A 23,306-nucleotide genomic window follows, 5' to 3' on the forward strand; every position below is an offset into this window, starting at 1 on the left:
TAATCAAATGATATTTATTAAGTAATTAAACTTATTGTCAAACCCCAAGGAAACATCATGTCCACCAATAAAACCTTACCAAAACGCCTGATTGAAATCCCAGAAATGCGCCGCATTGAGACCATTCACTTTGTCGGTATCGGTGGTGCAGGGATGTGTGGTATCGCTGAAGTGCTTGCCAATCAGGGCTATAAGGTGACGGGTTCGGACATTAAGGCAAGCGTGGTGACTGAGCGTTTGGTGAGCCTTGGGGTGATTGTCTATATCGGACATAACGCCAGTAACATCGAGCAGGCGGATGTGGTCGTGGTGTCATCGGCGATTGACAAGACCAATCCAGAGATTCAAGCGGCATTGGCGGCGCGTCTGCCTGTGGTACGCCGTGCCGATATGCTGGGTGAGTTGATGCGTTATCGCCACAGTATCGCGGTCGCTGGCGCGCATGGCAAGACCACGACCACCAGTATGCTGACGATGATGCTGACCGAAGCAGGTCTTGATCCGACTTATGTGATTGGTGGTAAGCTGAATGCATCGGGCAAAAATGCTGCCCTTGGTCAGTCTCGTTATTTGGTGGCTGAAGCAGATGAGTCGGATGCGTCATTCTTATCATTGCGTCCAATGGCGGCGATCGTCACCAACATCGACGAAGACCACATGGATACTTATGAAGGCAGCTTTGAAAAACTTAAGCAAGCCTATATTCAGTTTTTACAAAATATGCCATTTTATGGCTTGGCGGCGATTTGTGGTGATGATGAAGTGCTGTTTGGCATGATTGATGCCATTGCTCGTCCTGTGCTGACTTTCGGTCTAAAAGAGCATAACGATGTGCGCGCTGTCGATTTGTCAGTCGAAGGTACAAAGACGCACTTTACCGTCCTGCGTAAAGATCGTGAGCCACTTACCTTGACTTTGAATATCCCTGGTGAGCATAATGTTTATAATGCTTTGGCTGCCATCACTTTGGCGACCGATGAAGGGGTGGATGACGCTGCCATCATTCGTGCGCTTGAGAAATTTGCTGGCGTGGGCCGCCGTTTTGAAAAACAAGCACAAGTAGCGATCGATGATGGGGATGTGCTATTGATTGATGACTATGGACACCATCCAACAGAAGTAGCAGCGACGATTAAGGCGGCGCGCCAAAGCTATCCAGATCGCCGCTTGGTGATGATGTTCCAGCCGCATCGCTACAGCCGTACGCGCGATTGCTTTGATGACTTTGTCGCGGTGCTGTCAGGTGTCGATGAGCTACTACTCTTGGATGTGTATTCAGCAGGAGAAGAGCCGATCGTTGGTGCTGATTCTAAGGCATTGGCGCGCAGTATTCGCCATCGCGGTCAAGTGGAGCCGACTTTGGTGGATAAGGCGGAGTTGTCTGCGACCATGCAGCGCGTGCTAAAAGCCAATGATTTATTGATCACCCAAGGCGCGGGTAATGTCGGTCAGATCTGCCTAGAGCTTCGCGATAATAATTTATATCTATAATTTTGATAAATTTAAAATTCATTAATTGAGAGCATAACATGAGCATTGATGTAAAACAATTTGGCAAGGTAGCGGTCGTTTGTGGCGGTTTTAGCAGTGAGCGCGAAGTCTCGCTCAATAGTGGCAAGGCTGTTCTAGCGGCACTACTTGCCAAGGGTGTGGATGCGCATCATTTTGACCCACAAGAAACCGACATCTCAAAGCTGCGTGAATATGACCGTGTGTTCAATGTGCTACATGGCACCTTTGGCGAAGATGGTAGCCTACAAGGCGTGCTGGATGGTTTTAATATTCCTTATACGGGCTGTGGCGTGTTGGCGTCTGCCATTGCGATGGATAAGTTTCGCTGCCGCTTGATCTGGCAAGGTTTTAATCTACCAAATGTGCCATATGTGGTGCTAGACGATGACAGTGATTTTGATGCGGTGGAGCGTGAATTCGGCTTACCATTGTTTGTTAAGCCTGCTGCAGAAGGCTCAAGCGTGGGCGTGGTGATGGTCGAAGAAGCAGGCGGTCTTGCTAAGGTCTATCCGACGCTCAAGCAGTATCATGGCGCGATCTTGGCCGAACCTGCGATCACAGGTGGTGAGTATGCGTGCTCGCTATTGGGTGATGAAGCTTTGCCAAGCATTCGCATCATTCCAACAGGTAAGTTTTATGACTATGAAGCCAAATACCTGCGCAATGACACCACTTATCAATGCCCATCAGATCTGACCGCTGAGCAAGAGCGCGAGATGCAAGACATTGCCAAGCGTGCCTTTGCTGCCATCGGCGGTCGTGGCTGGTCGCGTGTGGATTTCCTAAAAAGTGATGATGGCAAGCTGTATTTATTGGAGCTGAACACCGTACCAGGTATGACTGATCACAGCCTTGTGCCAATGGCAGCAAAAGCGCGCGGTATTGATTTTGAAAGCTTGTGCGTTGAGATTTTGGCACAGACTTTATAATCTAAAATTTTAATCAGTTTATAGATTATTATTAATAAAACCCATCATTGTGCAGCGATGATGGGTTTTTTTGTGCAAAATGGGCAATTAAAATGTAACTTGATGTAAAATCTAGATTTATTTGATGAATTTTTTGCCTTTATCGCTTTTACTTATAAGCAAAATTGGGTATCATATGCTAATTTTCCCTAAGAATTTTGTTGCCTGACTGTGGCGCGCCATTCGCAGCAACTATAATGTAGTTAAGCTTAAATTTCATGATCGATTTTCCTACAAAAACAGCACAAATCAAAGCTTGGCAATGGCAAGTTTTCGCTGTATTTTGTACTGCAGCGGTGGTTGCGGCATTGATCTATTTGGCAACCACCGCCAAGCCGAATTATATCCGTGTCAATCCTGAAGGCTTGAGCGCATCTGAAGTGGCGTCACTACAGGCGCAAGTCGATCAGTTGGGTGCGGTGCGATTTTTTGGTGCGAATTTATCCAGTATTCACCAAGCGGTCAGTCAGCTGTCTTGGATCGATAGCGCAAGCGTCTATCGCGACTGGAATCAAGGCATCATGGTCAGTGCCAAGCCGCGCATCGCAGTAGCGAACTTCGGCAGTGAGCAGATGCTCGATGGCAATGGCGTGGTGTTCACCCCTGCCGATCCTAAGGCGGTGATGAATAAAGATCTTGCCAATCTGTACAGCCGTCCGAGCGAAGCGCCTGATGTGATCAAAAAAATGCGCCGTATCAATCTGTGGTTTGCGCCGCTTGGACTGCACGCGGTGGATTTGATTTTGACGCCGCGTCAGACTTGGGTCGTGGTTTTTGATAATGGGATGCGTGTCGTGGTCGATCATGATAATGCCGAACAAAAAATCTACAACTTATCTGTGCAGCTTGCGACGAATTTAAAAGATGAGATTGGTAAAATCGCATCGGTGGATCTGCGTTACAAGAACGGCTTTAGCGTTGCTTATCGTCATCGCGGTTAAGTGCAGCGATTGGTTGATAAGAGTGATGCCAATTTGTGTGAATTTTTAAACATTTTGTGCGATTATATTTGAGAAACGAATAACTATGTCAAACTTGCAAGCGGTCATACACATCAGCTCATCTGCTGTATGCACCGTGATTGGTCAAATCGAGCATACCAGTGATGGCAATCGCCCAAAGATCATGGCGGTGGGGCTTGCGCATACGGATGCCTTTAGCCAAGGTCAAATCGTCCATCGAGAGCATCTGCGCCAAGCGGTGCATAAGTCGCTACAAGAAGCGATGGATATGTCAGGCACAAAGATTTATACGCCGATTGTATCATATGCCACGCCGCTGATGGTGGCAGAAAATGATATGCGCCAAATCACCATCGAGCACAGCGAAGGCATTATCCACGCCCAAGATCTGTACCGCGCCCAAGCTGAAGTCAAGCAAGCGCTTCATGAACAAGATCGAGCCATGCTCCAAAGCTGTCAGCAGATGGTCTGCCTTGAAAATGATGAGCAGGTACTTGATCCGATCGGTCTGCGCTCAAAGCACATCCGAGTATTTAGCCATGTGATGAGCGTGCCGACGACCGCACAGCAGCAGATCATGGATCTATTGATTGGTAATGACATCGAAGATGCGATCACGGTATTTGATGGTGTGGCGGGTACGCATTATACCTTAACCGAGAACGAAAAGCGCCAAGGCGTGTGCTATATCGACATCGGCGCGACCATGACTAAGGTGTGCGTATATCACGAAGGTCTATTGGTGTTCAGTGACTGTATCGCGGTCGGTGGTCAGTCGGTGGATTTGGACATTGCCAAAGAATGTGGTGTCGCACTTGGTGATGCTGACAGCTTCAAGCGTCAAGAAGGCACGCTCAATAGCGAACGCCACAGCCCTGGTTCTCATGTGATTTATAAAAAAGGCAGTAAGCACGAAAAAACCATGCTGCGCCGTGAGTTAAACCAAGTCATCGAAGCGCGCTATTATGCGATCTTTAGCGAAGTGTTCGACCGTGTGACCAAGGCAGGATTGTTCCATCTGATCGATGCGGGCGTGGTACTGGCAGGCGGCGCGACGCAGATGGATGGCTTGACTGGATTTTTGCGCGCACAGTTTGGTGTGCTTGCGCGTCGTGTTACTGCACCGACCAATATTGCCTTTGACCCAAATCATCTGAGCGATGATATTATTCAGTTGATTAAGAAGCACTTGGCGGATAATACCATGCATTCAGCGATTGGTTTGTTGATGTTCAGCGGTAGTGATCAGTTCGCGCGCGATCAGCAAATTGATTTGGTGGTTGATGATGCACCGCCGATTTGGGAGTCTTGGCTGAAGACTTGTAAGCGATGGCTTGCGGTGTTAAAAAAATTTTCTTAATTAAATTGCCAAATTGTCTATCAAATGCGATAATTGTCGTATGAGAATATGTCAGGCGGTTATTGATTGATTAGCTTGTATAAATATTGTACACCAAGGCTGGTGACAATGGGCAAGATGGTCAAAGTGGCGCAAAACTTTGTTTTTATAATCGGATTTATCAAATATCGGAGTAGCTTATGAAATTTGGAATGGCAGATGAGTTTCAGCCAGACTTGGGCAATGGTCAAGCACGCATCATCGTATTCGGTGTTGGCGGTGGCGGTGGTAATGCCGTTGAGCACATGGTTAATCAAAATGTCAAAGGCATCACCTTTGTGTGTGCCAACACTGATTTACAGGCATTGAATGCATTATCAGCACCAAACAAAATCCAAATCGGTGCAGAATTGACTGGCGGCTTGGGCGCGGGTGCTGATCCTGAAGTGGGTCGCAGTTCTGCTGAGAGCAATGAAGATGAAATCCGCTCAATGCTACAAGGTTACAACATGGTATTCATCACCGCAGGTATGGGCGGTGGTACAGGTACAGGTGCAGCACCAGTGGTTGCGCGTATTGCCAAAGAAATGGGCATCTTGACCGTCGCTGTCGTGACCACGCCATTTACTTTTGAAGGTAAGCGCCGTGCAGCAGCAGCAAAGAGTGGTATTGATGCTTTGTCTCAATATGTTGATTCGATCATTACCATCCCTAATGACAAGCTGACTCAAGCTTTCCGTAATCTATCAATGCGTGACGCATTCAAAAAAGCAGACGATGTCTTGCTATACGCGGTAAACGGTTTGACAGAAACCATCATCAACCCAGGTTTGATTAACATCGACTTTAACGATGTTAAGACAGCGATGACTGCTAAGGGTCATGCGATGATGGGTATTGGTCGTGCTAGCGGTAACGATCGTGCTGCCGAAGCGATGGAAAAAGCCATCCGCTCTCCACTACTTGACGATCTAAACCTGCGCAATGCACAGGGCTTGATCATCAACATCATCGGTAATGGTGTCAGTATGGATGAAGTGATGGCGATCGTTGCCAAAGGTGAAGAGATGATGGCGGACGATGCGCATGTCTTCTATGGTTATGTGGACGATCCAGAGATGGAAGATGAAATCCATGTGACTGTGGTGGCGACTGGCTTGACTGTCAATGCGCGCCCAGCAGCGGCGCAGCCTGCAGCACAAGCTCAGCAAGCACAGCAGCTTGCCAGCCATACCAGCGCATTGGCACAACAAGCTGCCGCGCCAGAACAAGCGCGTCCGGGTGCACCAAAGCCAATCAGCGTCGGTAGCTACCTACAGCAACAACAGCAATTGAAAAACAACTGATTTTTCAAAGAAAAACAGGGCTCTACCAACAAGGTGGGGCTTTGTTTTTTTTTTGATGGGATAAATGCAGCTATGCAAAAATACGATTTACATGCGCACAGTACTTGTTCTGATGGTACGAATACGCCCACTGAACTTTTGCATAAGGTCAAGACAGCAGGCATTGATGTCTTTGCATTGACCGATCATGACACTGTTGCAGGGCTAGATGAAGCGCGCGCGGCGGCTGATGCATTGGGTGTGCGCTTGATTCATGGTGTTGAGATCAGTTGTGCGCACAGTCTAAGCGGTGGCTATGGCATTCATCGCGAAATTGATAAGGTGATCCATGTCGTGGCACTGGACTTTGATGATACCGATAAAATGCACACGGCATTACAAGTACTGCAAGACAGTCGCCATACGCGTGGTGCACAGATGGTGGCAAAGCTTGCTGCACTACTGAGCCATGACGATACTGATACATCGGCATTACAAGACAAGCTGTGGCAAGCGGTGCTAGAAAAGGCAGGGGGTAATGCGCGAGCAGTTGGGCGTGCGCACATCGGTCAGGTGCTGTATGAGCTTGGCTTTGTGCCGAGCGTGCAAGCGGCATTTGATAAATATTTGGCAGATAATAAGCCTGCCTATGTCGCGATCGAGACCATCAGTATGGCAGATACCATCAAGCTGATCCATGACTGCGGCGGACTTGCGGTGTTGGCACATCCGACGCGCTATAAGCTATCATCGACACGCACCCAAAGGCTGATCAGTGATTTTGCGCTGCTTGGTGGCGATGCTTGCGAGCTGCCAAATAACGAGCCACTCAGCACAATTGATATGGTATCACGCGCCATTGCCAAGCATGATCTTTTGGTCTCGGTGGGTAGTGATTTTCACGGTAGTAATATGCCGTGGCGCAAGCTTGGGGCGACCAGTAGCTTGCGCAGTGGACAGGTGGGTGTTTGGTCAAGATTTCGTGAGTAGTTTAAAAGCGGTTTTGACTTTACCAAGTTATGATTATTTTACCAACTTGACCAATAAGACATTTAACCATTTAACCAGTTAATAAGTTTAAAAAAATCGCCACAGCATCAAACCGTGGCGATTTTTCTTTGGATTTAACCAGTCAATTTCACTGATCAATACTGCGGATGTACCGTACCCATGCGCTGAGTGATTGGTGTGGATTGACCAAGTAGCACGCTGTAGATGGTGGCGTTTTCCATCACATGCTTGACATAGGTGCGTGTCTCAGCGTATGGAATGGCTTCGACATATTGATCGGCGCTGATACTGCCATGCTTTGGCAGCCATTTGCGCGCTGCACCAGGTCCTGCGTTATAGCCAGCGGTGGCGACAGCGATTTGACCGCCTGCTTTATTGGCAAGGTCGTTCAAGAACCAAGTACCATAGCGGATATTGGTATCAGGATCGCTCATGCTGCCTGCGCTTTCGCCCATGCCACGAGCGATTTGGTTGGCTGTACCAGGGATGATCTGCATGAGACCACCCGCACCTGCACCTGACTGTGCCGATGGCTGAAAGCGACTTTCTTGGCGCATGATGCCGTACGCCCATGCAGGATCGATACCGACAGTGCGACTGTGGCGGATGGTGCTGTCATAATACGGCATAGGATGCGATAGGGCGGCGTTACGCAGATTATCCGTGGTCTCGATGGCTTGGATGCTGCGATGATAGTAGCCTAAGTTATGCGCCTTGGCCGCTGCCGCTAAAATCAGTGCCGTATCGCCTGATTCGCGCGCCTTACGCACTGCCCAGTTCCATTCGCGGTTGATATGCTCAAGGCTCGCGTTATTTTGCATCAGTAGGTACGCGCGTGCAAAGTAATCGTTATTCATCACGCGTTCGGCGTCTTTTGGTGTGACGGTTGGTAGTACATTACCGCCGATGTCAGATAGGGTGAGTTTTTTGCCCAAACGGTCTTTGGCAAGTAAGCCATAATAATCAATGCCGCTTGATAAATTGCCATAAATGCGCTTGGCATCAGCAGATTTGCCCGTTTGTTCATAGGCGCGTGCTAGCCAATATTGCCACACGCGCTCTTGCTGATTGACCGCACTCATTGTGCCGATGGCGTTGATGACATCTTGCCATTGGCTAAAATAAATCGCCGCCTGTGCGTAGTCTTCTGCTTCTTCAAAGTTAAACGGCTCGCCTAGGCTATTACGAAAATAAGTCACTGCTTCGGCATTGAACCCTTCATCGGTATTGACATTCATGCGTTTGACCGCGATGCTGCGCCATGCATAACGGCGCGCCATCTCAGAGATTAGTGGCTGTGCGCGCTGATTGTCTTGGTTGATATCGTAGTTTAGCTGTGTGGCAGCTTCCCAATGTGACTTAAGCGCAAGCTGACTGATGGCGTAGATGTACAGATATTGATTAGCATCGCTATAAGGTTCTTGTTGGAATCTTGTCAAAAATGCATTGGGATTACTGCGAATCTCATTAATTGTCTGATAACTGATTGGTAGGTTCAGCTGATTAACAAGCGCCATGATGTCGCCTGTTTTATCCAGTGGTGGCTGACGGCTTGATAATTGGCGGCTGTCGATACGCAGCATACGCACCAGTTGTTCGTGCTTGTCGGTGTCGGTGATGCGTGGGTTGCTGCTCATTTCGGTGGCAAGCTTATCACACAGTGATTGTTTGATTTGGGTGTTGAGCCAGACATTGGGTTTTTGGAGTAGGGCGCGTGTCGGATCGCTGCTTTGGTTGAAGCCTAGGGCGATGGCGCAAGCTTCAGACTGGTCAGGATTTTCGATGCTATCAGCGACAGCACGCACTGAGACATAATCGCCTTGACGCGCTTTGGTCTCAGCATAGTCGGCGGCAAGCTTTTCGCTGATGACATTGCTTGGATATTGGCGCACAAAGCCATTGACGGTGTCAGGGCTTTGGTTGGATAGATCGGCGTTCAGTCGCCAGTAGGTCGGATACATACCAAATAAAGTGCCGCGCATACTTTGTTCATAATCATACATGGCGCTGGTGCTGGATTTTTGGCGGTCAGCGTCTAAAAACTGATAAATACTGCCGTCATTGGCATTGCCCTGTGCGCAAGCGACTTGGGTGATCGCGCCGATGGCACATAATAGAGTTGCGCAGTGAAGTCTGGTAATCTTAAAATTTTTCATAACTCATCTAAAAGTCAAAATGATGGATAAAGGTTTGACTAGGGTATCAAATCAAGGTTGCTTGGATGTATAAAAGTTGTAATTTTTAATCAGGGAGCTTTCAATACTTACTGATTTATCTGGAAAAATTTGCAAAGTGGTTTGTTGATGTGAGTGGATCGGCAAATACTTGACACGCTATTTATTTATTTATTTATTTATTTATTTATTTATTTATTTATTTATTATGATGTGACACCACCTGTCAAATTGCTTTGCTAAACTACCTATTCAGACAGTGATTGTACTTGATGAATCAAGTCAATACCGTCTTGTGGGTTTAGCCCCAAGGCTTGGCAATACCACACAAATTCAACAACATCGAGTCTGCGATCACCTTCTTCGATGCGTTGGACGAATGAGTGGGGTCGATCAAGCTTTTGGGCAAGCTCACGCATGGTGAGGCCTAGGCGTAGGCGTTCGCTACGCAGCCAGCTGCGGACGGCGATCATTTCGGGGCTGTAGATACTTTTGGTCATATGTCTATTTACTACATCTTGACCGAATTACTCAAATTGAGTACAATTCGCCTGAATAATGCCGATTATCGCCAAGTCCTATATCGGTCGGTCAGGCGCTGTCTGCTGTGCTATGATAAGGGTGATACTGGGTCTGCCAGTCAATTTAATGAAATCACAAGGAATTTTCTCGTATGAGTGATTCTCCACACGAAAAACTGGCGTATCGGCTATCCGACATGATCACCATGCTTAATGGTGGTGAGACGCTCAATATCGCTGACTTGACCGAAAAATACCAAGTCAGTCGCCGTACCATGCTTCGAGATATCGAAGATCGTCTAGGATTTTTACCACTCCAAAAAACCACCCAAGGTTATAAGCTTGAGCCAAGTTATCTAGGACAGCTTAGTTACAAGGATATACGCACCTTTGCCCAAATCTCAGGCATCTCAGGACTGTATCCCAATCTTGATACGGCATTTTTGCGAGAGATTTTGGATCATCGTGCGAGCCAAGTGTATTCGGTTAAGGGTTACACCTTTGAAGATGCGAAGCAATTTGAGCCGATGATGAGTCAGCTCAAATCCGCCATCAAATCCTGTCGGATGGTGGCGTTCATTTATAAAGATAAATCCCGCCTGGTTGCGCCTTATAAGATCATTCATCATCGCGGCTGCTGGTATTTGGCAGGTGTGCAGGATGGTGAGCTCAAGGCATATCGTATGAGTCGCATCAGTGAGTTTTGCTTTGATGATATGCCAAGCTTTGCCATGGATAAGGCTATCGTTGATCGCATCAACCAAGATGAGAGCATCTGGTACGGTCAGGAAAAGGTGGAAGTGGTGCTCAAAGTCAGTGCCGATGTGGCGTCGCACTTCGTTCAAAGACAACTACTGCCTGAGCAACAACTGATCAAAGAGCTCGATGATGGTGGACTGCTGCTGTCAAGCCATGTGGTGAGTGCCAAGCAAATCCTGCCACTTGTGCGGTACTGGATACCGCATATCAAGATTGTTAGCCCTGAAGGGTGGCAAAATGTGTTAGAAGAAGAGCTGAAGCACTATATTTCATTTCAGAAAAAATAAAGTTAATTTACTCAAAATCAGGAGATTAATATGGTTATGAAGCCATTAAGCAGTTTTAAAAAGTTTAAGTGTGAAAAATGTGGAAAGATCTATGTAGAGGAAGTCTTTGGCTCTATGACCTCCCCATTATTTGATTTATTCTCTCGAACAATAAATGGTATAAAAACCAAGGGTCTGTGCGATGATTGCAGGGGGTATAAAATATCAAATGTTAAAAACATTGCAGTGTACTAAGGTGAGGTAAGTGATAAGCATATTTATGCAAAAAATCAATATCTTGGTTGGTAAAAACAGGAACTCATATCAAGGCAAATGTTTGCGCTTGTGTTATAGAGTAATGTAAAGGTTTTTTATTGTAATCCGGGGTTGGTACACCTCGGTGCATTTGTGATGAGCTTATAGCAAATATAAGCCGATATATTTATCCAAAGATTGATAAATGAATCCAAAGATGGACTCTGGGCGAGGTCTGTCAGCAGGTTTCTAATTTTCTCGCCTAAATTTTTTTAATTAAAAGGAGGGTGTTATGCCAATACCATTTATCATTGGTGCTGTAGCTATTGCTGCAGGTGCGGTGGGCGTTGCTGCTGGCTTGTCAGCAAAAGAACAATGGGAGAAAGCTAAAGATATTTCAGATAGAGCAACGCGCAGACATGACAGAGCAAAGAGTGGATTTTCGGCGTTGGCCGAATCTGTGCAATCTGAGTTTGAAAATCTTGGTCAAATAAAGATTGAGGGGCTGTACTAGATTAGCAACAATGCTATACTAGTTTTATGAAGATAACCCGTTGTAAATTAAGTAAAAAAGTTCAAGTTAAACTGCTTGAATTTTTTGTGCTTGAAGTCACCGCAAGATCAGCTGCTGATTTGTTAGAGATACATCATAATTCAGCTGCTTTGTTTTATCATAAAATTCGCTTGGTGATTGAATATCGCTTAAACCTTGAAGCTTGTGAATTATTTGACGGTGAAGTAGAATTGGATGAAAGCTATTTCGGTGGCATTCGTAAAGGCAAGCGTGGACGGGGTGCTGCTGGCAAAGTTGCCGTATTTGGTCTTTTAAAACGCAATGGTAAGGTTTATACTGCCTGTGTTAAAGATACCAAAGCTAAGACATTAATGCCTATTATTGCCAGTAAAATCAAACCTGATAGCGTGGTTTATACAGATAGCTATCGAAGTTATAATGCTTTAGATGTGAGTGATTTTAAACACTTTAGAATTAATCATTCCAAAGAATTTGCAAACAATCATAATCATATTAACGGCATTGAAAACTTTTGGTCGCAATCCAAACGCATTCTAAGAAAATATAACGGTATTGACAAAAAGCATTTTCATTTATTTATCAAAGAATGCGAGTTTAGATTTAACTATGGCACACCATCCAATCAATTAAGATTGTTAAGAAAATGGTGTGGGGTTTAGGGATTTATCTAGTACAGCCCCAAGATTGATATTTTTCATAACCAGATTGCTCATATTGTAGAAGTGCTAAGCCGCGTTTATAATAAATCATCAAGTTCTCAAATTTCGGGTTTTGAAAATACCTTAACAGCTGAAGATTTAAAACAGTTGCAGCATGATTTAAAAGAATTGGATGCTCTTGAATTGACAACGGGAGCTGGGACAGGGTTGGCTGCTGGTGCATTGGCGGCATTTGGTGCATACGGCTCAGTTGGTATGTTTGCGGCAGCAAGCACAGGTACAGCCATTAGTAGTTTGGCTGGAGCAGCTGCCACAAATGCAACACTTGCTTGGTTGGGTGGAGGTGCCGTGGGTTCGGGCGCGGCTGCTTTTGGTATGGCAGGTGGCGCTGTCGTATTGGGCAGTATCGTTGCCGCCCCTGCCATTTTGGTAGCAGGTGTATTTATGGAAAGTAAAGCATCGGAGGCACTTACGGAGGCTGAAGCGTACGCTGCCAAAGTTGATATTGAAATAGTTAAAATTGAGCAAGCGATGGCAGTATTGGAAGCCATTCAATTGAACGCACAAGAGATGAGTGATACACTTGGCAAGCTGGCTGAACGCTTTGATAATGTAAAAGTTTACGATAACTCAAATGAAGTTAAATTCGAGCAAATGTTAATGATTGGCAAGGCATTAAAAGAGGCGTTGCACACCCCACTCGTTACGAATGATGGTGAAGCTGAATTAGGTATTAGCGTAAAATGCTCAGGCTTGCTAGAAGCAACGCAACATATCTAATTAAAGACTGGCAAGAAATAAGCACGCATCTTAAATTAAGAATGGGTGCTTGACTTCTAAGGAAAAGTTATGAGTAAAAAACCACAGATGCCTTCAGGGTCGCCTGCTGATATACTAAAGTCTATTGAAATGGTAACAGGGGCAATCGAAAGATGTAAAACAGTCACAGAGCAGGAGCAGACAAAAAGAGAGGCTATTCGAGCTCATAGAGATATAGAGTTAAACAAACTTCAAGTTCAGAAAGAGAATTTTCAAAAATATATTGAAGTTGTATTTCAGGAGAGAAGCAAAAACTTTGATGAGTTTTTTACAAGATTGGATACTGCTATTGAGACAGGTGATATGCAACTGGCTAATCTGGTAATGACAGGTATTATTAATCAAATAAAGTCATCACCATTACAAGGTGTTAAAGAAATCATGATGCAAGCTAATGATTCAGACTGTAAACATATTGAATTTTAAGGCATTCCCATGCACGTCCTGCGGTAAATGCTGTCGCCGTGTCAATCTAAGTAGTACAACTGCATACTTGGATCGTGGCGATGGCATTTGTCGTCATTTTGATATTGATACGAATCTTTGTACGATTTATCATGATAGACCGCTTGTGTGCCGAGTGGAGGATTATTATAAAATGTATTTGTCAGACAAAATGGATTGGGATGATTTTGTTCGGCTTAATCTTAGTATTTGCGATCGGTTGCAAAAGGAATAGCTATGGCTGTGCCATCAAACCAATTCTTGATCTGCACCGTTTGCCGATATCGAGTTTTTCGTAGGCATTCATCCGATGTTCGCACGCCGGGGGATAGACAATGCCCGCAATGTGGTGCTAATATGATACCGTATTCGCCGAGATCGGTTTTTGATCGGTTGCGACAAATATTTCGTAAATCATGAATTGGGATACTTATGCATCCACTCCACCACCGCTACCAAGCCCTAAAACCCACCATGCCAGATGCCGTGCGTCTGCGTGTGCATCGTGCCTTAAGCTGGCTTGAACAGGCGGATCAGACGACAGATTTGGATACACGATTTATCTTCTTATGGATTGCGTTTAATGCCATCTATGCCAAAGATTTCTCAGGTGTGCGTGGTGCGGATAAGGGCTTATTTACTGAATTTTTACACCGTATTAGTCAGCTAGATAGTGAGCAGCGGCTGTATGATTTGGTTTGGCAGACTTATTCGGGCAGTATCCGTATTTTACTCGATAATCGCTATACTTTTCAACCGTTTTGGGATTATCATAATGGCGTGATCAGCGAAGCAGATTGGCAGGCGAGTTTTGAGCAAAATAAGCAAAGGGCACTTACTGCCTTGGCGGATAAAAACACCGTTGCTATCTTAAATGCGGTCTTTGCACATCTGTATACACTACGCAACCAAATCGTACATGGTGGGGCGACACATGGCAGTTCGGTAAACCGAGCTCAGCTTAAGGATGCGTGCCGTATTCTTGGTGATATTTTGCCAGCGATGATTGAGATTGTGATGATGAACGCAGATCAAGAATGGGGCAAACCGTTTTATCCTGTGGTGGATTAATTATTTGGCTGAAAAAATTGGCAGGACGGTATTGTGATTGTGGTAGGACTACAATTACCCTACCACAACCCACACCAATTATGCTAAAATAACCCGTTTATTTTGTCATTTTGGAAAACCCCGTCATGAAAGTCGCCACGTTTGACCCAAAAGCCCACCAAAGCACCACCGCTAATAGTATCCACAATCGCATTCACGATTTGCCTGTACAAAATGTCGCCGACATCAGCGACAAAAAGACCAAAAAAGTCTATATCGTCACCCAAGGCTGTCAGATGAATGAATACGATTCTGAGAAAATGGGCGATGTATTGGGTCAATCGCATGGTATGGTCGTCACCAATGACATCAACGAAGCTGATGTACTGCTGATGAACACCTGCTCCATCCGTGAAAAGGCACAAGAAAAAGTCTTTAGCGAACTTGGTAGATGGCGTAAACTCAAAGAAAAAAACCCAAATCTTGTCATCGGTGTCGGTGGCTGTGTGGCATCCCAAGAAGGCGACAATATCCAAAAACGCGCGCCGTATGTGGATATGGTCTTTGGGCCACAGACCTTGCACCGCTTGCCTGAGCTGTACGAGCAATCCACCAAGCAGCATAATGAGTTGCCAAAAAACCGGATCGGTGTTGTCGATGTGTCCTTCCCTAGTATCGAAAAATTTGATTTCTTGCCTGAGCCAAAGGTCGAAGGCTACAAGGCGTTCGTCTCCATCATGGAAGGCTGTTCAAAATACTGCTCATTCTGTGTTGTGCCTTATACTCGTGGCGAAGAGCTGTCTCGTCCGCTGGATGATGTGCTGGCTGAGATTGCGTCATTGGCAGAGCAGGGCGTGCGTGAGATTAATTTGCTTGGTCAAAATGTCAATGGCTATCGTGGTGAAAAAGATGACGGCACGATTTGTCGCTTTAGCGAGTTACTCCACTATGTTGCGCATATTGATGGCATCGAGCGTATTCGCTACACCACAAGCCATCCGCTAGAATTCACTGATGACATTATCGATGCGTATAAGAGTATCGATAAGCTGGTGTCGCACCTGCACCTACCTGTTCAAAGTGGCTCAAATAATATCCTAGCTGCGATGAAACGCAACCACACGATTGATGTGTATATCAATCAGATCAATAAACTTAAGGCAATTCGTCCTGATTTGCACTTATCGAGTGATTTTATCATCGGTTTCCCTGGTGAGACTGATCGTGATTTTAATGACACGCTACAGCTTGCCAAGGACTTGGATTTTGACCACTCGTACAGCTTTATTTATTCAAAACGCCCAGGTACGCCAGCGTCTGAGCTGCCTGATGATGTTAGCTTTGAGACCAAAAAGGCGCGCTTAGCTGAGTTCCAAGAAGTCATCAAAGAATCCACCTTTGCCAAAACCCGTGCGATGGTCGGTCAAGTGGTGCGTGTGCTGGTCGAAGAGCCTGCCAATCGCTACGAAGGCTATCTGCACGGTTCGGCGGACAATACCCGTTCGGTGGTATTTGCCGGCGATGAGTCATTACTTGGTCAATTTGTCATGGTCAAAATCACCGCTGCCAAAAGTATGCACTTGGTGGAAGGTGAGCTGGTCGAAGTTATTGGCTGAGCGTGAGCGAGTAAGACACAAATAGGCACAAGGAAGACAGATGCAAAAGCCGCACATTCGCTTGGCGACGCGTGATGATTTGCCCAGATTGGTGGCGATTTTTAATGAAACGGTCGATGACAAGATCGCGCACGCGAGCCTTGCGCCGTATACGGTTGCCGATCGTACGGCGTGGTTTGATACGCACAATGACGACACGCGCCCGATTTATGTAGTGTGCGATGATGATGGTCAGATCGTCGCATGGGCAAGTTTTAGTGATTTGTACAGCTTGCCCGCTTATCACATCAGCGCTGAGATCAGCTTATACATCACCAAGCCATATCATCACAAGGGTTTGGGCAAGCTATTAGTGGCATTCATGCTCAAAGTCGCACCACAGCACGGCATCAAAAATGTCGTGGCACTGATTTTCCGGCACAATCTGCCAAGTTTATCATTATTTGCACAGTTTGAATTCGTCGAATGGGGTGTGCTGCCGAACATCTGTGATATGGATGGGTTTTTGGCAGATACGGTGCTGATGGGTCGGTGCTTGCACGAGTAGGGTATGTCAGTGGTTTCAATGCGTGCGCGACTGCAGGCTTGGCTGGGTCGGCAAGCGGATCAAGCGCCCATCGCAGGCGTGGTCTTTAGTGATACGGCGGTGAGCGTTGCGGTGATGAGTGCGCATCATGGGCGCATGGATTTATTAGACTTTGCTGTCAGTCCGTGCGTTGATGCCATCGATCAAGGCAAAATCGTGGATAAATCGGCTTTGGCAAATGCACTAAGTACCGCGATGAGTCAGCTTAGTATTTTGCCAAGTCATGCTGCCTGTAGCGTGGTAGAAGAGCTTGTCATGCATCGCATGATTGAGCTGCCTGTGTGGCTTGATGATACAGCAATCGAAGCGGCGATTTTGCTGGATGCAGAGCAATACATCGGTCAGTCGCTCGATGATGTGTATATTGACTTTACTTGTCTTGAGATTGTTGGTGAGATACAGCGCATTCGCCTGACTATTGCTCATCGCCAAGCGGTCGATGATTGTACTGAAGTGCTGGCGATGGCAGGGCTGCAGACGGTCGCCATCGAGACGGGTGCGCTAAGTTGGGCGCGGGCGCTGTCGATATTTATGCCGATGACAGAGTCTGTGGCATTGGTGGAGATTGGGCGTGATCAAAGCGCGCTTACGATCATTGATGGGGAGAAAATTACGCATCGCACGCTTGAATTTTTTGGCACGGACACTGTTAAGGTAGCTGAACATCAAGCAGAGAATGCAGCAACTGATCAGCCAATCGATGAGATGATAAGTGATGATAAGCCTGCTGCGACACTGGATTTTTATGCATTTTTAAATAATACCAAAACGCAAACAGATACCGAGCAAGCGACAGTCACGCAGTCATCAGCTGATACTAAGTCCACCAATGAACACGCTGCTGATCATCAATCAACCGATACCGATCCATCTAATTTTATAACGGCAACGACCACTGAGCCCTATACCATCAGCTTTGATGATGCAGTGATAACTCATCCATCTGATGTGCGCCAAAACATTGATCAAACCATGCTTGATGATGTGCCGAATGATCATACAATCAATCAGCTACAGGCCCAAATCACAGCCATGCTGAATACTTACCAAACGCATCAAGCAGCACTGCCCAAGCGCATCATCATCGCCGGTGTCTCACAAGCATACTTGGCATTGATTGATAAACTGAACGCCCAAACTGACAGCACGGTGATGTTCGCTGCTGCACCGCAGATTGCCATGCCGATGCAGGCACAAGCGGTTGTACCCTTGCTACTGCCTGCGATGGCACTGTCGTTACACCATTCACCGCTCAATACACATAAGGCGATCAATCTACTACCTTGGCGTGATGAAGCGCGCGCCTTACAAGATCAAACCTTTAAGAAAAAGTTTACATTGATACTCATCACTGCTGCAGCTGTATTACTTGGCGTGTTCGCTGTGTTGGTATATTTGACCCATCAGCAGACAGCGGTGAATGATGTCATCGGTACGCGCATTGAGCAGAATAAAGACAAGCTTCGCGCCATCAAGCAGCTAGAGCAACAAAATCGCACCGCCAAAGCACAGCTTGCTGCTATGAATCTGTGGGGGCGGGATCATCAGACACTTGGTATTTGGCAAAACTTGCCAAACCTTGTGCCAACAGGGGTGTATCTCGATGGACTGCGCCAGACAAATGATGAGATCACGATACAGGGCATGGCAAAGGATGCGACGCAGGTATCTGTTTTCGCCAGTCAGCTTGAGATGTCAGGGCAATTCACCCAAGTGCTTGTTACCGCTATCCAAAGCGTCGATACCGTGGTGCGTTTTACGATGACTGCCAAGCACAGCACGCCTGTGATGGATGCATTATCTGATGAGAATACGCCATCAGATAATGATGTTATTGATAAGGAAAACTGATCAATGAAGTGGCATCATCAGGCATCAATGGCAGAATTTTGGCAAAAGCTCAATCAGGTCAATCGCCATAACATCGCCCAAGCACCCAAATCGGTGCAGACGGTGGTGCTGATGCTGATCATCGCGGTGCTTGCCATATTTGCATGGCTTGTGCTGATCTCGCCGCAGTATGATAGATTGACCGCTGCACACAGCCAGCAGCTGCGCTTGATCGATGAATTTGCCCAAAGTCATCGACAGCTTGGGCAGTTCGATGCGACCAGACAGCGACTGATTGACGAAAATACCAAGTTGCAAGCACGGCTTTCACAGCTGCCTGTGAGCGCACCGATGACACAGATTGTCAGCGAATTACAAAGCCAAGCGGCCATGCATCAGGTGCGGATCCAAAGCGCGAGTGTGCAAGCGATGCGCATGACGCCCAATGTTACTGAGCGACCGATCGCTGTGGTGGCAACAGGCAGTTATCATGATTTGGGTCAATGGCTGTTCGCACTGACGCAGCTGCCATTTTTGCTTGCGGTGTCGGATTTTGAGATCACTGCTGAGCAGGGCGGTCGGCTGCGTCTTACGATGACGGTGCTGACTTTCCAAGCCAATCCTAAGGCGCAAGATACGCAGGCTAAGGGGCAATGATGAAAATTTACCGTGCGTTATTTGCCTTGATTTTGCCAGTGCTACTGAGCGCGTGTGCAGAAGATGCCGAACAGACAGCCGATGAGAAATTGTCCGCCATCACAAGTCAGCCGAGCGCACCGCAAGTGATGCCCCTGCCGACAGGCGCACCTGTGATCGGCGTTTATCAAGCGGGTAAAGATCCTTTTGCCAATCCTTGGCGCACGCAAGCAAAGACCGAACCTGTCAATGACACCGCAAGCACCCAAGTGAGCAAAGCAGAAAGTAGAGCAAGCGATCAAAAGCGCGATAAAAATACTGACGATACATCGCCAAAACCTGTGCTGAATGAACCTAAAGCAGATACTAAACCTATCCCAAAAATACTCGGCAAAATTATCAGTATCGATGATACACGAGTGCGCGAACCGCTTGAAAATTATGAACTTAGCCAGCTGATTTATCAAGGGCGGATCAGCGATCACACGCGACAAATTGCTTTGGTACGAAGCCCTGATGGCTTTGTGCATCAGCTGAGCGTTGGGCGTTATATCGGGCGGCATCATGGACTCGTCACACAGATTACACCTACGCAGATAGCTATCACAGAAGCGGTGCTTGGTGATGATGGGCGATATTATGAGCGGCAGAGCATGATGTCATTTGCCAAATGATCATTGTGGTATTTTTATCAATTTTACAAATTTATCAATAAAATCAATCGAGTATAAATCAAGCATGAAACACTTAAGCAACTGGATGATGGCGCTTTTGCCTTTGTGTGCGATGACGGCATATGCCAATGACGCAGCTGATACACCCACTGTCAATCCAAGTGCTGCGCAGGGCTACACGGGTGCGCCGATTAGCCTTGAGTTTGCAGATATGCCAGTTCGCGCGGTGCTTGATGTGCTTGCAAGCTTTACAGGTATCAATATCATCACCGATGACAGCGTGACAGGCAACATGACCATCAGGCTCACCCAAGTACCATGGGATCAGGCGTTCGATGTGGTGATGCAGATGCGCAATTTATCTGTGCTAAAAAACGGCAATGTTTGGCTTGTCAGCTCAAAATCCATTCAGCCCAATCAGCCGATCATCACCGATTATGTCAGGCTCAATTACGCCATGGCAAGCGACATCGCCGCACTGATCATGGGACAAAAAACCGAACGCGGTAACATCAACCGCAGTAGTAGAAATGAGAATTTGCACAGTATCTTGCCCACGGTGCGCGTGCAGAATTCTGATGAAGTCATCACCACCAGTGAGCGCGGCAGTCTATTATCTGAAAAAGGAACAGTCACGGTCGATCAGCGCACCAACACCTTAATTATCCAAGACACCGCGCAAAGCATCGCCAACTTACGGCAGATGATCGCACAGCTGGATATTCCTGTTGAGCAGGTGATGATCGAAGCGCGCATCGTCTCAGCGAACCAAAGCTTCGGCAGGCAACTGGGTGCGCGACTGGGTGCGCAGGCGCGGATCGGCAATGTGCAAGTCGGCGGCTCACAAAATGCCCTATGGGAAGCGCGTCGCTTGGGCGCAGGCGGTGGCGAGTTTTACCCTGATTATCAAGCGGTGAATCTGGGCGTGGATAATGCCTTGGGACGCATTGCATTTGGCTTATTAAACCTGCCTGATGGCGTATTGGATTTGGAATTATCCGCGATGCAAGCTGAAAATAAGGGCGAAGTCATCTCCACGCCAAGCGTGCTCACCGCCGATAAACAAATGGCGCGCATCTCATCGGGCGTGCAGATTCCCTATCAAGAAACGACTTTTTCGGGGGCGACCACGACCACCTTTAAAGAAGCGGCGCTCTTGCTTGAAGCCACGCCATCGATTACCCCTGATGGTAAAATCGTGCTTAAATTGGTCATCAAAAATGGCAATCCAGTCAGTACCTTTGGCAGTATCGCCATCCAAGAAGATGCCATCGAGACCAATGTCATCGTCGAAAATGGACAAACGGTGGTGCTTGGTGGCATCTATCGTCACAGTGACCAAAACCAAAATAACAAAGTACCACTGCTGGGCGAAATCCCTGTGTTGGGTCGTCTGTTTCGCTATGATGAGAAGGGCAATGACAAATCTGAGCTCTTGATTTTCATCACCCCAAAGTTGCTCGCAGCACCGCCAAGCCAAGGCAAAATATAGCATGAGCGCAGATCTGAACAAAACTACAAATAAAAATAGTGGCAAGAACCTGCCAAAACTTGTATCATAGGCTATTTATAAAAGATTTTATTGGAAACGATAATATGCAAGATGCGGACTCGGCAATCATCGAAGAAGTGGTGGTTGAAAAAACCAATACGGCACTCGCCAAGCAATTGCCGTCCATTTATTTAGTAGGGCCGATGGGCGCAGGCAAGACCACGATTGGTAAGCTGCTTGCCAAGCATTTGGGCCGCCAGTTCATTGATTGTGATTGGTATATCGTCGATCAGACAGGGGCGGACATTCCGTGGATTTTTGAAAAAGAAGGCGAAACAGGCTTTCGTGAACGCGAAACGCGCGCTTTGATGGAGCTGACCGCGATGCCCAATCTTGTTATGGCGACAGGCGGCGGCGCGGTAGGTCGCAGCGAAAATCGCGAGCTATTAAAGCAAGGCTTGGTGATTTATCTGGACGCTACAGTCGATACACAGCTGATCCGCACCAAAAAAGACAAAAACCGTCCCTTGCTGCAGTCGGACAATCCGCGCGCTGTACTTGAGAAATTATACGCCGAGCGCAATCCCTTATACCGTGAAGTGGCGGATATCATCGTGCCGACTGGGCGTGCTTACCCCAAGCAGATGGTACACGATATTTTAGAAATTTTAAAAAATTATCATGAAGAATGTCGTCAATTGACATCATAAAAAGGTAAAAATACAAATTTGAGTTGATTGGTATTTATTAGCATTACAAGAAATAAAGGATAAGTGTCACCATGTCAAGCAGTACTTTATTGGTTCATACCCAAAGCCATGATTACCCGATTTTTATTTGTGCAAGTCATGGCACGCCTGATCTTGCCACCAAGCTTGTGCCATATATTAAGGGTAAACAGGTGCTGATTGTCAGCAATGATGTGGTCGCACCTTTGTATTTGGACGGTCTAAAAAGCGCGCTTGTGGCTCAAGGCTTTATCGCTCATAGCGTGGTGCTGCCTGATGGTGAAGCGCACAAGAACCAAGACAGTATCAATGCCATTTATGATACGCTGCTTGAGCAGCATTTTGCGCGCGATTGCACTTTGGTCGCTCTGGGCGGCGGTGTCATCGGTGATATGACAGGCTTTGCGGCGGCAAGCTTTATGCGCGGGGTGGATTTCATCCAGGTACCAACGACTTTGCTTGCCCAGGTAGATTCTAGTGTCGGCGGCAAAACAGGCATCAATCACCCGCGTGGCAAAAATATGATCGGTGCATTTTGGCAGCCGCAATGCGTGCTGGCTGATATGGCGACTTTTAAGACCTTGCCAAAGCGTGAGTTTGCCGCAGGTATGGCAGAAGTTATTAAGTATGCCTTAATTATGGATGCTGATTTTCTGACTTGGCTAGAAGACAATGCTGATGCCATCACTGCCCAAGATGGTGCGATTTTGGGCGAGATGGTGCATCGCTGCTGCGACTTTAAAGCGCAAGTGGTCGCCGAAGATGAGCGCGAAGCCGGCAGGCGCGCACTTTTGAATTTCGGTCATACTTTTGGCCATGTCATCGAAGCACATCAAGGCTATGGCGCATGGCTGCATGGGGAAGCGGTGGCGGTCGGTATGGTGCAAGCGGCGCAGATGTCATTTAAGCTAGGCTTAATCAGTGCGGACGATGTCGCGCGTATCATTCGTGTGATTGAGCGATTTGATTTACCAACCACGCCGCCACAAATCGCGGTCGATGAAGCATTAGATCTGATGGGTCATGATAAGAAAGTGCAGCAAGGCAAAATTCGCTTGGTACTACTACGAGCCATCGGTGATGCGTTTGTGACGGCGGATTTTGAGTTATCGACACTAGAATCGGTATTGGCAGGCGCATAAAGA

The 23,306-nt window shown here is 46.9% G+C and carries 23 protein-coding genes; 21 read left to right on the forward strand and 2 right to left on the reverse strand.

The features are described from left to right. Window positions 1-57: 57 nt before the first annotated feature. The 6 genes from murC to NGM44_RS07905 all read left to right on the forward strand — a co-directional run bounded on the left by murC (window position 58) and on the right by NGM44_RS07905 (window position 7,096). Window positions 58-1,491, forward strand: a complete 1,434-nt coding sequence (gene murC, locus NGM44_RS07880) for a UDP-N-acetylmuramate--L-alanine ligase (protein ID WP_371923477.1) — start codon at window positions 58-60, stop codon at window positions 1,489-1,491. A gap of 38 nt (window positions 1,492-1,529) precedes the next feature. After that, window positions 1,530-2,441, forward strand: a complete 912-nt coding sequence (locus NGM44_RS07885) for a D-alanine--D-alanine ligase (RefSeq protein ID WP_253223149.1) — start codon at window positions 1,530-1,532, stop codon at window positions 2,439-2,441. Window positions 2,442-2,698: 257 nt separating this feature from the next. Then, entirely contained in the window at window positions 2,699-3,421 is a 723-nt protein-coding gene (locus NGM44_RS07890) for a cell division protein FtsQ/DivIB (protein WP_253223150.1), read from the forward strand. 85 nt (window positions 3,422-3,506) lie between these two features. Further along, window positions 3,507-4,802 carry a cell division protein FtsA gene (gene ftsA / locus NGM44_RS07895; protein ID WP_253223151.1) on the forward strand — a complete coding sequence of 432 codons (1,296 nt, stop codon included), beginning with the start codon at window positions 3,507-3,509 and terminating at the stop codon, window positions 4,800-4,802. A 191-nt stretch (window positions 4,803-4,993) separates the two neighbouring features. Continuing rightward, window positions 4,994-6,127 (forward strand): cell division protein FtsZ, encoded by a 1,134-nt coding sequence (gene ftsZ, locus NGM44_RS07900; RefSeq protein ID WP_253224658.1) that lies wholly within the window; start codon window positions 4,994-4,996, stop codon window positions 6,125-6,127. Between the two features lie 72 nt (window positions 6,128-6,199). Beyond that, on the forward strand, window positions 6,200-7,096 hold the full coding sequence (locus tag NGM44_RS07905; RefSeq protein ID WP_253223152.1) for a PHP domain-containing protein: 897 nt from the start codon (window positions 6,200-6,202) through the stop codon (window positions 7,094-7,096). 155 nt (window positions 7,097-7,251) lie between these two features. Here the strand turns inward: NGM44_RS07905 and NGM44_RS07910 are convergent, their stop codons facing one another. Both NGM44_RS07910 and NGM44_RS07915 read right to left on the reverse strand, forming a co-directional pair. Continuing rightward, window positions 7,252-9,273: a lytic transglycosylase domain-containing protein gene (locus tag NGM44_RS07910; RefSeq protein ID WP_253223153.1), complete on the reverse strand. Its 2,022-nt coding sequence runs from the start codon at window positions 9,271-9,273 to the stop codon at window positions 7,252-7,254. A 266-nt stretch (window positions 9,274-9,539) separates the two neighbouring features. Next, window positions 9,540-9,791: a RodZ family helix-turn-helix domain-containing protein gene (locus NGM44_RS07915; protein WP_253223154.1), complete on the reverse strand. Its 252-nt coding sequence runs from the start codon at window positions 9,789-9,791 to the stop codon at window positions 9,540-9,542. Between the two features lie 173 nt (window positions 9,792-9,964). On the opposite strand from NGM44_RS07915, the gene NGM44_RS07920 reads away from it, so the two are divergent. The 15 genes from NGM44_RS07920 to aroB all read left to right on the forward strand — a co-directional run bounded on the left by NGM44_RS07920 (window position 9,965) and on the right by aroB (window position 23,303). Continuing rightward, window positions 9,965-10,858, forward strand: a complete 894-nt coding sequence (locus NGM44_RS07920; protein WP_253223155.1) for a YafY family protein — start codon at window positions 9,965-9,967, stop codon at window positions 10,856-10,858. A gap of 526 nt (window positions 10,859-11,384) precedes the next feature. Continuing rightward, complete coding sequence (locus NGM44_RS07925) at window positions 11,385-11,606, forward strand: hypothetical protein (RefSeq protein ID WP_253223156.1); 222 nt, start codon at window positions 11,385-11,387, stop codon at window positions 11,604-11,606. A 26-nt stretch (window positions 11,607-11,632) separates the two neighbouring features. Further along, window positions 11,633-12,286 (forward strand): IS1595-like element ISEc69 family transposase, encoded by a 654-nt coding sequence (locus NGM44_RS07930; RefSeq protein WP_253222824.1) that lies wholly within the window; start codon window positions 11,633-11,635, stop codon window positions 12,284-12,286. A gap of 63 nt (window positions 12,287-12,349) precedes the next feature. Then, entirely contained in the window at window positions 12,350-13,066 is a 717-nt protein-coding gene (locus NGM44_RS07935; protein ID WP_253223157.1) for a hypothetical protein, read from the forward strand. A 69-nt stretch (window positions 13,067-13,135) separates the two neighbouring features. Beyond that, window positions 13,136-13,531, forward strand: coding sequence for a hypothetical protein (locus tag NGM44_RS07940; protein WP_078318085.1), 396 nt, complete (start codon window positions 13,136-13,138; stop codon window positions 13,529-13,531). After that, the gene (locus NGM44_RS07945; protein WP_253223158.1) at window positions 13,500-13,784 is read left to right on the forward strand and encodes a YkgJ family cysteine cluster protein; all 285 of its coding nucleotides are present in this window, start codon (window positions 13,500-13,502) and stop codon (window positions 13,782-13,784) included. Before NGM44_RS07940 ends, NGM44_RS07945 begins: the two co-directional genes overlap by 32 nt. Window positions 13,785-13,981: 197 nt before the next feature. Continuing rightward, complete coding sequence (locus NGM44_RS07950) at window positions 13,982-14,620, forward strand: HEPN domain-containing protein (RefSeq protein ID WP_253223159.1); 639 nt, start codon at window positions 13,982-13,984, stop codon at window positions 14,618-14,620. Window positions 14,621-14,745: 125 nt separating this feature from the next. Continuing rightward, on the forward strand, window positions 14,746-16,215 hold the full coding sequence (miaB, locus tag NGM44_RS07955) for a tRNA (N6-isopentenyl adenosine(37)-C2)-methylthiotransferase MiaB (RefSeq protein WP_253223160.1): 1,470 nt from the start codon (window positions 14,746-14,748) through the stop codon (window positions 16,213-16,215). 40 nt (window positions 16,216-16,255) lie between these two features. Beyond that, a complete protein-coding gene (locus NGM44_RS07960; RefSeq protein WP_253223161.1) occupies window positions 16,256-16,762 on the forward strand; it encodes a GNAT family N-acetyltransferase in 507 nt (168 codons plus the stop codon). 3 nt (window positions 16,763-16,765) lie between these two features. After that, complete coding sequence (gene pilM / locus NGM44_RS07965; protein WP_253223162.1) at window positions 16,766-18,652, forward strand: pilus assembly protein PilM; 1,887 nt, start codon at window positions 16,766-16,768, stop codon at window positions 18,650-18,652. 3 nt (window positions 18,653-18,655) lie between these two features. Beyond that, window positions 18,656-19,288, forward strand: coding sequence for a type 4a pilus biogenesis protein PilO (locus NGM44_RS07970; protein WP_253223163.1), 633 nt, complete (start codon window positions 18,656-18,658; stop codon window positions 19,286-19,288). Continuing rightward, the gene (locus NGM44_RS07975) at window positions 19,285-19,941 is read left to right on the forward strand and encodes a pilus assembly protein PilP (RefSeq protein WP_253223164.1); all 657 of its coding nucleotides are present in this window, start codon (window positions 19,285-19,287) and stop codon (window positions 19,939-19,941) included. The genes NGM44_RS07970 and NGM44_RS07975 overlap by 4 nt, the downstream gene beginning before the upstream one ends. Before the next feature lie 64 nt (window positions 19,942-20,005). Next, on the forward strand, window positions 20,006-21,433 hold the full coding sequence (locus tag NGM44_RS07980) for a type IV pilus secretin PilQ (RefSeq protein ID WP_253223165.1): 1,428 nt from the start codon (window positions 20,006-20,008) through the stop codon (window positions 21,431-21,433). A gap of 104 nt (window positions 21,434-21,537) precedes the next feature. Beyond that, entirely contained in the window at window positions 21,538-22,143 is a 606-nt protein-coding gene (locus NGM44_RS07985) for a shikimate kinase (protein WP_253223166.1), read from the forward strand. Between the two features lie 71 nt (window positions 22,144-22,214). Continuing rightward, window positions 22,215-23,303, forward strand: a complete 1,089-nt coding sequence (aroB, locus tag NGM44_RS07990; protein ID WP_253223167.1) for a 3-dehydroquinate synthase — start codon at window positions 22,215-22,217, stop codon at window positions 23,301-23,303. The last annotated feature ends 3 nt before the right edge of the window (window positions 23,304-23,306 follow it).

It is taken from the genome of Moraxella sp. FZFQ2102 (assembly GCF_024137865.1).
Lineage (GTDB): Bacteria > Pseudomonadota > Gammaproteobacteria > Pseudomonadales > Moraxellaceae > Moraxella.